Origin of the sequence: Mesorhizobium amorphae (assembly GCF_014843845.1) — a bacterium.
GTDB classification, from domain to species: Bacteria; Pseudomonadota; Alphaproteobacteria; order Rhizobiales; family Rhizobiaceae; genus Mesorhizobium; species Mesorhizobium amorphae_A.
Genome location: NZ_JHQS01000017.1, coordinates 22385 through 34907, shown reverse-complemented (window position 1 = coordinate 34907; position 12523 = coordinate 22385). Strand labels below are relative to the sequence as shown.

Genomic DNA, 12523 nt, shown 5'->3' with positions numbered 1-12523 from the left:
GCATGACCTCTCTCCTTCTGCGCGGCCGCACGCTGTCCTTCCAGCGCTGGCCTGAAAGCATCGACGACCATGCCGCCTGGCGCTACGAGGAGGATGGCGGCCTGCTGATCCGCGATGGCCGGATCGTGGCGGCCGGCGCCTATGCGCAAGTCGAGAAACAGGCCGGCGAAGGCGTCGCAAAAATCGACCATCGGCCGCATCTGCTGTTGCCGGGTTTCATCGACGCGCATGTGCATTTCCCGCAGATGCAGGTCATCGCCTCCTATGGCGCCGAGCTGCTCGATTGGCTGAACAAATACACCTTTCCGGAGGAGACGAAGTTCGCCAACGCCCAGCACGGTCGCCGCATCGCCAGGCTGTTTCTGGACGAGATGGTACGGCACGGCACGACGACGGTCGCCGCCTATTGCTCGGTGCACAAGGCTTCGGCCGAAGCCTTCTTCGCCGAGTCGCATGACCGCAACATGCTCAACATCGCCGGCAAGGTGATGATGGATCGCAACGCGCCGGATGGTGTGCTCGACACGCCGCAATCCGGCTATGACGACAGCAACGCGCTGATCAGGGAATGGCACGGCAAGGGGCGCCAGCACTATGCCATCACGCCGCGCTTCGCCATCACCTCGTCACCCGAGCAGCTGGAGATGGCCGGCGCGCTCTGCCGCGAACACCCCGATTTGCACATGCAGACGCACCTATCGGAAAACCACGCCGAAATCGCCTTCACCCAGGAGCTTTACCCCTGGTCGCGCGATTACACCGACGTCTACGAGCACTACGGGCTGCTGGGGAAAAAGAGCCTGTTCGGCCATTGCATCCATCTGTCGGAACGCGAGGCGGATGCGCTCTCGGACAGCGGCTCAGTGGCGGTGTTCTGCCCGACCTCGAACCTGTTCCTCGGCTCCGGCCTGTTCAATTATCAGCGCTACCGCACGCGTGACAAAGCCCTTCGCATCGCCGCCGCCACCGATGTCGGCGGCGGCACCAACTATTCGATGCTGCGCACCATGGATGAGGGCTACAAGGTCATCGCGCTGAACGGCGAGAAGCTCAACCCGTTCCAGTCTTTCTGGCAGCTGACGCGCGGCAATGCCGAGGCGCTGTCGGTGGCGGACAAGGTCGGCACGCTGGATGAGGGGACGGACGCCGACATCGTCGTGCTCGACGCCCGCGCCACGCCTGCCATGCGGCTGAGGATGGAAACGGTGGGGTCGCTTGCGGAGGAATTGTTCCTGCTGCAGACGCTGGGAGACGACCGCACTGTCCGCGAGGTCTATGTGGCGGGGCGGCCAGCCAAGCGCGACATGGCGGCCTGACCTGGTGCCTTCCCCGCTTGACCCGGCGGCAGCCATCGGTCAAAGCGTGCGGCGACATTGACAGGGGAACGACATGGCCGTTGCCGACGACATCGCTCTGATCAAGAAACAGGAAGCGACGCTGGTCTTCCCGACCTTCGACGAGGCCGTCGCCTTCGAGATCGGCGCGGCGATCCGCGATCGGGCGCTGGCCGAGACCATGCCCATCATCGTCGACATCAGGACTTTCGACCGGCCGCTCTTCTACGCTGCGATGCCTGGCTCGAACGCCTCCAATCCGGATTGGGCGCGGCGCAAGATCAATGTTGTGAAGCGGTTCCTGAAAAGCACTTACCGCATGGTGCTTGAGCAGCAGCGCACGGATCGCACCTTCAAGGTCGGCGAAGGGCTGGATATCGCCGACTACGTGCTGGCCGGCGGCGGCTTTCCGGTGACGGTCAAGGGCGCCGGCGTCATCGGCGTCATCGCCGTCTCGGGCCTGCCGGAGCGCGAGGACCATGGTGTCGTGGTCGATGCTATCTGCAAATATCTGCGCGTCGACGCAGCCGAACTGGCATTGCCGCCGGAAGCAAAATGACAGAATTCGATCCGAAGACCTTCCTCACCTCGATCTTCACCGCCGCCGTCGCCGCTGCTGACCCGGAACGGACGATCCGGGATCATTTGCCGGCGAAGCCAAAGGGCCGCACGATCGTCATCGGCGCTGGAAAAGGCTCGGCGCAGATGGCGGCTGCCTTCGAAAAGGTGTGGGACGGCCCGATCGAAGGGCTCGTCGTCACGCGCTACGGCTATGGCGCCAAATGCGAGCGGATCGAGATCATCGAAGCAGCGCATCCGGTGCCCGATGCGGCCGGCCTCGAGGCCTCACGGCGATTGCTGGAGAAAGTCCAGGGACTGACCGCTGATGACCTTGTGGTGGCGCTGATTTCGGGCGGCGGCTCGGCGCTTTTGCCTTCGCCGGCCGAAGGCCTGACACTCGCCGACGAAATCGCCGTCAACGAGGCGCTGCTGGCCTCCGGCGCGCCGATCGCGGCGATGAACACCATCCGCAAGCATCTCTCGACCATCAAGGGCGGCCGGCTGGCCGCTGCGGCCCATCCGGCCAAGGTGGTGTCGCTGGTCGTCTCGGACATTCCCGGCGACAATCCGGCGCTGGTCGCCTCCGGGCCCACCGTTCCCGACACCGGCAGCCGCGCTGACGCACTGGCATCGATCTCCGCTTATGGCATGAAGCTGCCGGCTTCGGTCATGGCGCATATCAATTCACCCGCAGCCGACGCGCCGCGCCCAGACGATCCGCGCTTCGTGGGCAACGAAGTGCACCTGATCGCCTCGGCCGGCGTATCACTGGAAGCGGCAGCCGCCGAGGCCAGGCGGCTAGGTATAGAGGCCGTCATCCTTTCCGACTCGATCGAGGGCGAGGCTCGCGAAGTCGGCGGCGTCCATGCCGCGATCGCGCGCGAAGTGGCGACTCGCAGTCGGCCTTTCCAAAAGCCGGTGCTGATCCTGTCGGGCGGCGAAACCACGGTCACGCTCCGTGCCAAAGGCAAGGGCGGCCGCAACTCGGAATTCCTGCTCGCCTTCGCCATCGGCATCAGCGGCATGGAGGGCGTCCATGCGCTGGCCGCCGACACCGACGGCATCGATGGTTCGGAGGACAATGCCGGCGCCTTTGCCGATGGCTCAACGGTCTCGCGCATGCGGACGGCGGGCGTCGACGCCAAGGCGATGCTGGCCGGCAACAATGCCTGGACGGCCTTCAATGCCGTCGGCGATCTTTTCGTGCCTGGCCCGACCGGCACGAACGTGAATGATCTGCGGGCTATCCTGATACGGTAATCAAACAGCCATCAGCCGCTTCACCTGTTTCATATCCTGCAGGAATCGCCTGCGTTCGGCCTCCTTGTCCGCCGCTTCGCGGATGCGCAGGATGAAGGACGGATGGATGGTGATGAACACGCGCAGGCCGTCGTCACGCTCTATCACCTCGCCGCGCATCTTGGTTACCGGCACTGCCTTGCCGAGCAGCGACTGCGCCGCCGTCGCGCCCAGCGCCACGAAGATATCCGGTTTGGTCAGCCCGATTTCCCTGTCCAGCCACCAGCGGCAAGCCTGGACCTCGCCGGCATTCGGCTTGGAACGAATGCGCCGCTTGCCGCGCGGCTCGAACTTGAAATGCTTGACCGCGTTGGTGACATAGATCTTTTGGCGATCGACACCGGCATCGTTCAGGATGGCATCGAACATCTTGCCCGCCGGCCCGACGAAAGGTTTGCCGGCCAAATCCTCCTGGTCGCACGGCTGTTCGCCGACGAAGATAACTTCGGCGCCCTCCGGCCCCTCGCCGAACACTGTCTGGGTGGCGTCGCGCCACAACGGACAGCTGCCTCGCGCAATTCCGCAATCGAGTTGGCATCGTCCTCATTCGGCACCAACTCGGCGCGCGGCGCACGTCTGACGGGTGTTTTCGCCTTGTGCGGCAAGCCTAGGGTCGCCATCCTGTGCCTCATCCATTCCCTGATGAAATGGACGGGACAGGCGATGGTTCCTTTCACACCTCGTGCAGGTAGAGGTGATAATCCAGTTCGCTGACGGTGCGTGCCACCCGCAGATATTCGGATTGCTTGATCGCCACGAAGGTCCGGTGCAGATCCTCGCCGAGCGCGCCTTTCAGGAACGTTGAAGCCCGCGCGGCCTCGATCGCGGCGCGCCAGTCCACCGGCATCGTCGTTCGCGTGACAGCCGATTCATAGCCGTTGCCTGTGGTTTCCGGGCCGGGGTCGAGGCCGTCGTCAAGTCCTTTGACGATGCCGGCGAGTACCGTCGCAGCGACCAGATAGGGGTTGGCGTCGACGCCCGACGGCCGGTGCTCGATGCGACGGTTTTTGGCATCGCCCGCCGGCACGCGCAGCGCCACCGAACGGTTGTTGACGCCCCAGGTCGGGGCCACCGGCGCATAGGATTGCGAGACGAAGCGCCGCCAGGAATTGGCATGCGGCGCAAATACCAGCATCGATTCCGCCATGGTCTGGATCAGGCCGCCGAGACCGCGCAGCAGCGGCAGCGACCAAGTCTCTCCGGCGGCTTCGGCAAAGACGTTCCTGCCGGCATCGTCCAGCAGCGAGACATGGAAATGCATGCCCGAGCCGGCATATTTCTCGATCGGCTTGGCCATGAAGCAGGCGGTAACGCCATGGCGGCGCGCCTGCGCCCGCACCAGCCGTTTCAGCATGACGAGATCGTCGGCCGCCCGCATCACATCCTTGCGGTAGTTCAGCGTCAGTTCGTACTGACCGGGCGCATATTCGGAAATCACCGTCTCGGCCGGGATGCCTTGCGCCTTGGCCGCGGCATAGATGTCGGAAAACAGCGGCTCCATGCCGTGCAGATGGTCGACGGAATAGACCTCGGTCTTGCCCGAACTGCGACCGTCGAGCACGGCGCGGGCCGGCTGCACCTTGCCCTCGACGTCGCGCTCGTTGGCGAGCAGGAAGAATTCGAGCTCGAAGGCGCCGGCGGGATGCAGGCCTTTGGCGGCCAATATGTCCACTTGCCTGGCGAGCGCGAGCCGCGGATCGGAGGACATCGGCTGGCCGTCGAGATGATACATCGCCATCAGCACCTGGCCGCGCGGCGGACTTGTGCCGTAGAGCGGCACCAGCGTGCCGGAGATCGGCCATGCCCTGAGGTCGCCGTCACCGGTCGTCCAGATCAGCCCGGTCTCGTGCACGTCCTCGCCGGTGATGTCGAGGCCGAGGATCGAGATCGGCATGTGCCGGCCGCCCTCGAAAATGCTCATCAATTCGTGCCGGCGCACGATCTTGCCGCGGCCGACGCCGTTGGCGTCGGTCAGCACGATATCGAAAGCCTCGATCTCGGGATGGGTGTCGAGGAAAGCTTTCGCTTCGCTGGGCGTCGAGCCCGAAGGTGAGGCCACTATGGCAGTTGGGGTTGGCATGCGCGCTTGTCTCATGCCGCAAGCCTTGCCGCAACCGCGCCGAAGGCGCTGATCAGCCGGTTGGCCTGGGCTGCCGTGGTTGCCGGCGAGATCAGCATCATGTTGTGGAAGGGAGCGATCAGCACGCCCTGGTTGACCAGTGCGACATGGATCGCGGCCTCGAGCTCCGGCGCATGCGCTGCTTCGGCCTCGCTGCCATTCCGCAGCGGGCCGGGTGCGCAGATGAACTCGACGCGGGCGCCGACACGGGCAACGTGCCAGGGCAGGCGATAGCGGTCGATGACCCCGCTCAGCCCGGCGTGGAGCCGCAGCGCCAGGCGGCCCATATGCACATAGTTCTCGTCGGTCATCACCTCTTCCAGCGTGGCGCGCATCGCAGCGAACTGCAGCGGATTGCCCGACAGAGTCGTGCCCATGCCGGAATAACCCGGCTGCTTGGTCAGGTTATAGGCGGCATAGCGCGTGGCGACATCGTCGCTCATGCCCCAGACACTCGCCGGCACGCCGCCGGCGATCGGCTTGCCGAGCACGAACAGGTCCGGCTCCAGCCCGTATGTCCTGGTGTAGCCGCCGGGCCCGGTCGAGATGGTGTGGGTTTCGTCGATCAAGAGCAGCGTGCCGGCTGCGCGGGTCAGTTTGCGCAGCGCGTCGTGAAAGCCGGGGTCAGGCAGCACCATGCAGGAGTTGGTCAGCACCGGTTCGGTGATGACACAGGCAATATCCTTGCCGCGCAGTGCGGCTTCCAGCGCCGGCAAATCATTGAACTCGACAATCCCTGTTGTACGGGTGAGGTCGCGGAATTCGCCAGCCAGCCCCGGCCGGTTGACCGGCCTGCCGTCGACCAGCCGCACCATCGTCTCGTCGACCGAGCCGTGATAGCAGCCGTTGAAGACCAGGATCTTTTCCCGGCCGGTGACGGCGCGGGCGACGCGCAGCGCAAAGCGGTTGGCATCGGTCGCCGTCGTCGCAATCTGCCAGAACGGCAGGCCGAAATGCTGCGGCAACAGCGGGCCGATGGCGAGCGCATCCTCGCTGGGCAGCATGTAGGTCAGGCCGCGCCCGGCCTGGCGGCGGATGGCACGCGCGACCGGCGGCGGCGAATGGCCGAACATCGAGCCGGTGTCGCCGAGGCAGAAATCGTCGAGCCGGTTGCCGTCGATATCGGTGATGGTCGCGCCTTTGGCGCTGTCGACCAGGATCGGGAACGGCGTCGGCCAGTCGTTCATCCAATGCATCGGCACGCCGCCGAAGAAGCCGGGCAGTCCGTTGCCGATTTTTGCGGCCGATTTCGGCCGCGCCTTGCGGAAAACCTCCGCCTCCGTCTCGCGCAGCCTGGCGACGCGGTCGCGGCCGATGCCACCGATCGAAGTCCTTGAATGGTCGATTGAATGCATGAGGGCCCTCTCGCCGGCCACTGTAGACAATCGCAGTCTCAACCCGCAATTGGCCGCCTGGTTGCCCTGCATTGGCTCAGTGCCACTCGGCTGGCGCTTGACCTCGAGGCAAAATCCGGCGCCAATACTGGCGGGCTTGTGGTTTTGGGGGAGAAAAATGCGGGCGATTATCTGCACTGCTACGTTGCTTTTGTCGGCCGGCTCCGCCTTCGCGTCGGGCGGCATCTGGTGCTCCGCCGAGGATAAGGCGGTAAAATTCGAGGTCGAAGCCGGCGTCACCAGGGGAATGGGCGGGCCGACATTCAACTTTCGCGGCGATCTCGAAATTCTCGACAGACCTGCCGGTGACAGCCTGCGCAAGACCGTGTTCGAGGATTCGAATCTGACGCAGTACTGGCTCGACGGCAAGGAATTGCGGCTGAACATCTATCGCGAGCACGAGGCCGCGCCGACTTACAATTCGGTCGAACTGACGATCCTGACCAAGACCAGCGACGAAGGCGTCTATGACGGGCGCTACACGCTCGCCATCTACGACGCCGCGGCGGATACGGACCAGGACGGCAAGCCGGTTGAAGTCACCGGCAAAGTATCGTGCGGGGCCGAGTAGGGGCGTTCAAGCCGTGATGTCGATGACGCCGCAGTCACCGGTGGCGCTGCCGAAGGCGACGCGGCGCTCTTCCTTGTCCCACATCATCGAGGTGATGGCGCCCTTGCCCGGACGGCGCAGAAGCACCTCCTTGGCATCGGCAAAGCGCACCGCCATCACCATGCCGTCATCATAGCCGACGGCGACGACATCCTGGCTCGGATGGCAGGCGACAGTGGTCACCATGGCGTTGCCACGCGTGCCGAGCTCCAGCGGCGCCTTGCCCATCGGCCCGTCCTTGCCCGAAAACGGCCAGACGATTGCCGCCGGCGCGCCGGAACTCGCCAGCCATTTGCCCTTGGCGCTCCACGACAGGCTTTTGACCTTGCCAGGATAGCCGCTCATGCGCATGTGTTTACCGTCGGCCAGCTTCCAGCCATGCAATGCGTTTTCCTGCATGGTGGTGACGAGGAAGGCGCCATCGGGCGAAAAGGTGATGCCGGTATGGGCGCCGGCCCATTCGAGCTCGACCGGCTTGCCCTCGGCGGCTGGGAAATGCAGCGTCGCGCCATTGTAGCGGGCAACGCCGAAGCGCATGCCCTTGGGCGAGAAGGTCAGCCCCTCGACCGAACGCGGATGCGTGAATTCTTTGGTCTTGCCATCGGCGAAGCGCACATAGGCGGTCTTGCCGGAGGCGAAGGCGATGGCCCCCTGCGGCCCGGCGGCGACGCTGGTGATCCATTTCTTGCCGGCGCTCGCCAACTCTGCAGCATTGCCGCCGGCGCCAATGGCAAACACCTTGCCGTCCTCGCCGGCGGTGATCAGCCGGTCGTTGGCCGCATCATGGAAGGCGGCGAGCAGCCCGTCATTGGCCTGCACGGTCTTGTGGCCATGGTCGAGCCGGTGGACGACGCCATCGGCCAGCGCGAAATGCGGCACGTCGCCGAGGAAGACGGCGGCAACGCAATGGCCTTCGAGATCAAGCGGGGCGACGGTGGGCATGCGGACTGGTCCATTCGAGATTGTCGCTGGTCGTCTACGCCCTTCTCCCCTTGTGGGAGAAGGTGGATTGGCGCGCAGCGCCAAGACGGATGAGGGTGTTGGACGGATTACCGTCGGCGCCAAGCTGGAACACCCCTCATCCGACCGAGCTTCGCTCGGCCACCTTCTCCCACAAGGGGAGAAGGAAGAAGGGGCAGCGCTAACCCTAAACTGACCTGGAAATCAAGCGGCCTGGCAGGCGTCAAAGCTCTTCTTCAGCCGTTCAGCGTCGAGTTCGCGGCCGATGAAGACCAGCCGGCTCTCGTGCTTTTCGCCGACCTTCCAGGCGCGCTGGTGATCACCTTCGATGATCATGTGGACGCCCTGGATGACGTAGCGCTCGTCATCGCCCTTGAGCGCGATGATGCCCTTCAGCCGCAGGATGTTCGGGCCTTCCATCTGGGTGATCTTTTCGATCCAGGGGAAGAATTTCTTCGGATCCATCTCGCCGCCGCGCAGCGACACCGACTGCACCGTCACATCGTGGATGTCGGAGGGATGGTGATGGTGGTCGTGGTCATGATCATGATCATGATCATGCGCCTCGAGGAAATGCGGATCGTTCTCCAGCGCCCGCGAAAGATCGAAGGCGCCGCGGTCGAGCACCTCGGCCAACGCCACGCCGGCGCGCGTCGTGCGATGGATCCTGGCCGCCGGGTTGATGGCGCGGATCGTCGCTTCGACCTTGGCGAGTTCGTCGGGCGTGACGAGATCGGTCTTGTTGAGCACGACGACGTCGGCAAAGGCGATCTGGTCCTCGGCCTCCTTGGAATCCTTCAGCCTGAGCGGCAGGTGCTTGGCGTCGACGAGCGCCACCACCGCGTCGAGCCTGGTCTTGGAGCGCACGTCGTCGTCCATGAAGAAGGTCTGCGCCACCGGCACCGGGTCGGCAAGGCCGGTGGTCTCGACGACGATGGCGTCGAAACGGCCGGGCCGGCGCATCAGGCCCTCGACGACACGGATCAGGTCGCCGCGCACCGTGCAGCAGACGCAGCCATTGTTCATCTCGTAGATTTCCTCGTCGGACTCCACGATCAAATCATTGTCGATGCCGATCTCGCCGAATTCGTTGACGATGACGGCATAGCGCTTGCCGTGGCTTTCCGAGAGGATGCGGTTGAGCAGCGTCGTCTTGCCGGCGCCGAGATAGCCTGTCAGGACGGTTACGGGGATCTGCGTCTGTGCATCGCTCATGTGTAGGCCTCGAAAAGGTGATTGTCGGCTCCATATAGGATGTGCGCTTTGCTTTTGCACGTAGCAAACCGCTGGGCCATACTGGCCGCTGCGAGAGGAGCCAGATGTCCGACAAGCCGCCTACCATGCCGTTGAACAGGCGTCAGGCGCTGAGCCTCATCGCCGTCACCGCCGGCGGCGGCGCTTTCCTGCCGGCTGCCGCAACGGCGCAGACTTCACCCTATGCCGGGCTTGCCCTGTTCGACGCCGGTGCCGGCGTCTGCACCATCACGCCGGAGGTGACGGAAGGGCCGTTCTATTTCGACCCGAAACTCCAACGCGCCGATGTTACCGAAGGCAAGAAGGGAGTCGGTCTCAATGTGCGGCTGCAGGTGGTCGATACCGCCTGTCGCCCGCTTGCCAGTGCGCGCGTCGATATCTGGCATTGCGATGCGCAAGGCGCCTATTCCGGCTATCCCGGACAGGGCGACGGCCAAGATGTCGACACCTCCGGCCAGACATTCCTGCGCGGCTGGCAGAAGACGGACGAAAGCGGCATCGTCTCCTTCGCCACCATCTATCCCGGCTGGTATCGCGGCCGCACCACCCACATCCACTTCAAGGTCTTCCCCGACGAACGATCGGTGATGACCGGCCAATTGTTTTTCCCCGACGGCCTGAGCGATCAGATCTTTGCGACCGTCTCGCCCTACAACGACCGTCCCGGCAAACGCGACACCTCGAATGCGCGGGACGGCATAGCGCGACGGGCTGGACCCTTGTCGCAGGCCGCCTTGCGCGAGGCAGCGGATGCCTATCAGGCCCTGCTGGTCGTCGCTGTGAAGGCCGGCTGAGCTCCGTTTGGAGCCCCGCCCATGGCCACGGGAAGAGTCCCCCGGCCCAAAAAGTCGTTTGTCATCTAACTGAAATAAACATCTGGCATTCACCACGGCGGACATCGCAATGCTTGCCGGCAAAGCTGTTTTCGCAAGCCGGATTCTTTTTGATCGTCGATTGCCAACCGGCAGGCAGGCTCTATGCTGCCGGCACCGGTTCGGCCGAAGAGGGATGACCATGGCCAAGGCGGACAAGACTGCAACAATGAGCCGGCTGCATTCGGCGGCGCGGCTGGCGCGTACGGCACTTGCCGCGCGGCTTCTGGCGCACGGCTTCTATGCCGGACAGGACCAGATCATGCTGTCGCTCGACCGCGAGGACGGCCAGACACCGGGCAACCTCGCCGGTCGCCTCGGCGTGCGCCCGCCGACCATCACCAAGACCATCAACCGGCTGCAAGCGCAGGGTTTCCTGGAAAAGCGCGCTTCGGTGAACGATGCCCGTCAGGCGCACATCTTCCTCACCGACACCGGCCGCGAGATCATCCACGCCATCGAGAAATCGGTGAAGAAGACCGAGAAGCAGGCGCTGAAGGGCCTCGACAAGAAAGACCAGAAGGCGCTGTTCAAATTGCTTGCCCGCATTGAAGCCAATCTCTCGAATGAGGAATTGGTGCTGATCGACGACGACGCCGATCTCGACGACTAACGAGCGACGCGTCAGCGTCGTCTCGCCTGCGCGATGCGAAAGCGTCGTCCTCTAACCGGCGACGCATCTTGCGTCGTCCGGCTTACATCCTCCGTCTTCGATATCTAGGCTGCCGCCACCGATGAGCCGCGCACCAGCGCCGACCAGCGTCCAGGCGTCAGGCCGAACGCCTTCTTGAAATGCCGGTTGAAGTGGCTCTGGTCACTGAAGCCGGCGGCAATGGCGATCTCGGCGAGCGCCTCTCCCGCCTCGATCATGCGCCGTGCCCGCTGCAGCCGGCGCATCAAAAGGAAACGGTGCGGGCTCGTGGAATAGGTCGCGCGGAAATGGCGCGAAAGCGCATAGCGGTCGAGGCCGATGACGGCTTCCAGTTCATCGGACCGCACCGCCCGCTCGACATTCTCTTCCAGATAGTCGCGCGCAAGTGCTGCGGCGCGCCACGCCGTCTTTTCCATCGGCTTTGCCGGCTGCCCGGCATGGCGCCCCAGATTCTGCGCCAGCTGCGCAATGAAATCGGCGACAAACAGCTCGTCCAGTTCCTCATCGAGCGGCGCCAGTGCAGAAAGCAGTGTGCCGCGCAAGGCCGGATCGCTCACCACGGCATCATCGACGAAAGGCAATGGCGCGCCGCCCAGGCAGTCGAGCAGCAGCGACGGCTCCAGATAGAGAATCCGGTAGTGCAAGCCTTCCTCGGTGCCGGCGCCGCCGTCGTGCAATTCGTCGGGGTGCAGAACGATGATCTGGCCAGGCAGGCTATGATGCGCCGCGCCGCGATAGCGGAAGCTCTGCACGCCGTGCAGCGTCACCCCGATCGCGTAGGTATCGTGGCGGTGGAGATCGAAGGCGTTGCCGTGGAAGCGCGCCTCGATGCGCTCTATGCCCGCCGTGCCGGGCGCCGAGACGATACCGTCATCGGCCGCATCCCAGCACAAACGTTCAAGACCCTGGAGGGCCTCTCGGCCTAGATCGTGCGTCATCACTTCAACAACACTCTGGATCTGGCGACTGTCTCATGTTCGATACGAAATTTGCAATCGTGCTCAGGCACGATCTTCCCGTCTGGCAGAAGCTCAACGTCACCGCCTTCCTGACCACCGGCATCGTCGCGCAGTTCGCCGATATCATCGGCGAGCCCTATCGCGACCGGACCGGCAATATCTACAACCCGCTGTCGATCCAGCCGGTCATCGTGCTTGCAGCCGACAGCGCAACGCTTGGCGCGATCCACCGGCGCGCGCTGGAGCGCGGCGTGACGACGTCGCTCTATGTCGAGGAGATGTTCTCGACGGGCTTTGACGCCGCCAACCGCGCCGTCTTCGCCGAATTCGCGCCCGAGGATGCCAAGGTCGTCGGCATCGCGCTGCGCGCCGAGAAGAAACTGGTCGACAAGATCACCAAGGGCGCCCGCCTGAACGCCTGGGCATTGTTGCACTGGCTTCTTTTGGTCCGGCCACAGCCGACAATTGGCTTGTCGGCCGGCGACGATTGCCGCAAAGGTTGGTGTCTG

12 protein-coding genes and 1 pseudogene are annotated in these 12523 nt (G+C 64.3%); 7 read left to right on the top strand and 6 right to left on the bottom strand.

Features of this window, described 5'->3' with window-relative positions:
• Positions 1-2 precede the first annotated feature (2 nt).
• The 3 genes from guaD to DH08_RS10535 all read left to right on the top strand — a co-directional run bounded on the left by guaD (position 3) and on the right by DH08_RS10535 (position 3155).
• Positions 3-1316 carry a guanine deaminase gene (guaD, locus tag DH08_RS10545; RefSeq protein ID WP_192179249.1) on the top strand — a complete coding sequence of 438 codons (1314 nt, stop codon included), beginning with the start codon at positions 3-5 and terminating at the stop codon, positions 1314-1316.
• Positions 1317-1389: 73 nt separating this feature from the next.
• Complete coding sequence (locus DH08_RS10540) at positions 1390-1893, top strand: heme-degrading domain-containing protein (RefSeq protein WP_192179248.1); 504 nt, start codon at positions 1390-1392, stop codon at positions 1891-1893.
• Entirely contained in the window at positions 1890-3155 is a 1266-nt protein-coding gene (locus tag DH08_RS10535; RefSeq protein ID WP_192179247.1) for a glycerate kinase type-2 family protein, read from the top strand. The genes DH08_RS10540 and DH08_RS10535 overlap by 4 nt, the downstream gene beginning before the upstream one ends.
• On the opposite strand, the gene DH08_RS10530 is transcribed toward DH08_RS10535, so the two are convergent.
• The 3 genes from DH08_RS10530 to DH08_RS10520 form a co-directional block, all read right to left on the bottom strand.
• Positions 3156-3692 carry a UdgX family uracil-DNA binding protein gene (locus DH08_RS10530; RefSeq protein ID WP_246800770.1) on the bottom strand — a complete coding sequence of 179 codons (537 nt, stop codon included), beginning with the start codon at positions 3690-3692 and terminating at the stop codon, positions 3156-3158.
• A gap of 175 nt (positions 3693-3867) precedes the next feature.
• Positions 3868-5289: a glutamine synthetase family protein gene (locus DH08_RS10525; protein WP_192179246.1), complete on the bottom strand. Its 1422-nt coding sequence runs from the start codon at positions 5287-5289 to the stop codon at positions 3868-3870.
• A complete protein-coding gene (locus tag DH08_RS10520) occupies positions 5286-6668 on the bottom strand; it encodes an aspartate aminotransferase family protein (RefSeq protein ID WP_192179245.1) in 1383 nt (460 codons plus the stop codon). The genes DH08_RS10525 and DH08_RS10520 overlap by 4 nt, the downstream gene beginning before the upstream one ends.
• 157 nt (positions 6669-6825) lie before the next feature.
• Between DH08_RS10520 and DH08_RS10515 the strand changes: the two genes are divergently transcribed.
• Positions 6826-7278 carry a hypothetical protein gene (locus tag DH08_RS10515; protein ID WP_192179244.1) on the top strand — a complete coding sequence of 151 codons (453 nt, stop codon included), beginning with the start codon at positions 6826-6828 and terminating at the stop codon, positions 7276-7278.
• 6 nt (positions 7279-7284) lie between these two features.
• Here the strand turns inward: DH08_RS10515 and DH08_RS10510 are convergent, their stop codons facing one another.
• A complete protein-coding gene (locus tag DH08_RS10510) occupies positions 7285-8259 on the bottom strand; it encodes a WD40 repeat domain-containing protein (RefSeq protein WP_192179243.1) in 975 nt (324 codons plus the stop codon).
• A 222-nt stretch (positions 8260-8481) separates the two neighbouring features.
• Positions 8482-9492 carry a CobW family GTP-binding protein gene (locus DH08_RS10505; RefSeq protein WP_192179242.1) on the bottom strand — a complete coding sequence of 337 codons (1011 nt, stop codon included), beginning with the start codon at positions 9490-9492 and terminating at the stop codon, positions 8482-8484.
• A gap of 104 nt (positions 9493-9596) precedes the next feature.
• Here DH08_RS10505 and DH08_RS10500 point away from each other — a divergent pair, with 104 nt between their 5' ends.
• On the top strand, positions 9597-10325 hold the full coding sequence (locus DH08_RS10500; protein ID WP_192179241.1) for an intradiol ring-cleavage dioxygenase: 729 nt from the start codon (positions 9597-9599) through the stop codon (positions 10323-10325).
• A 220-nt stretch (positions 10326-10545) separates the two neighbouring features.
• Positions 10546-11016 carry a MarR family winged helix-turn-helix transcriptional regulator gene (locus DH08_RS10495; protein ID WP_192179240.1) on the top strand — a complete coding sequence of 157 codons (471 nt, stop codon included), beginning with the start codon at positions 10546-10548 and terminating at the stop codon, positions 11014-11016.
• A 104-nt stretch (positions 11017-11120) separates the two neighbouring features.
• On the opposite strand, the gene DH08_RS10490 is transcribed toward DH08_RS10495, so the two are convergent.
• On the bottom strand, positions 11121-11993 hold the full coding sequence (locus DH08_RS10490; protein ID WP_192179239.1) for an AraC family transcriptional regulator: 873 nt from the start codon (positions 11991-11993) through the stop codon (positions 11121-11123).
• Positions 11994-12028: 35 nt separating this feature from the next.
• Between DH08_RS10490 and DH08_RS10485 the strand changes: the two are divergent.
• Positions 12029-12427: pseudogene (locus DH08_RS10485) on the top strand (DUF2000 family protein); the annotation flags it as partial.
• Positions 12428-12523: the final 96 nt, after the last annotated feature.

Coding starts and splice junctions, on each gene's coding strand:
- DH08_RS10510 (WP_192179243.1), bottom strand. CDS start 8,259: ATGCCCACCGTCGCCCCGCTTGATCTCGAAGGCCATTGCGTTGCCGCC.
- DH08_RS10490 (WP_192179239.1), bottom strand. CDS start 11,993: ATGACGCACGATCTAGGCCGAGAGGCCCTCCAGGGTCTTGAACGTTTG.
- DH08_RS10520 (WP_192179245.1), bottom strand. CDS start 6,668: ATGCATTCAATCGACCATTCAAGGACTTCGATCGGTGGCATCGGCCGC.
- DH08_RS10540 (WP_192179248.1), top strand. CDS start 1,390: ATGGCCGTTGCCGACGACATCGCTCTGATCAAGAAACAGGAAGCGACG.
- DH08_RS10500 (WP_192179241.1), top strand. CDS start 9,597: ATGTCCGACAAGCCGCCTACCATGCCGTTGAACAGGCGTCAGGCGCTG.
- guaD (WP_192179249.1), top strand. CDS start 3: ATGACCTCTCTCCTTCTGCGCGGCCGCACGCTGTCCTTCCAGCGCTGG.
- DH08_RS10495 (WP_192179240.1), top strand. CDS start 10,546: ATGGCCAAGGCGGACAAGACTGCAACAATGAGCCGGCTGCATTCGGCG.
- DH08_RS10505 (WP_192179242.1), bottom strand. CDS start 9,492: ATGAGCGATGCACAGACGCAGATCCCCGTAACCGTCCTGACAGGCTAT.
- DH08_RS10535 (WP_192179247.1), top strand. CDS start 1,890: ATGACAGAATTCGATCCGAAGACCTTCCTCACCTCGATCTTCACCGCC.
- DH08_RS10525 (WP_192179246.1), bottom strand. CDS start 5,289: ATGAGACAAGCGCGCATGCCAACCCCAACTGCCATAGTGGCCTCACCT.
- DH08_RS10515 (WP_192179244.1), top strand. CDS start 6,826: ATGCGGGCGATTATCTGCACTGCTACGTTGCTTTTGTCGGCCGGCTCC.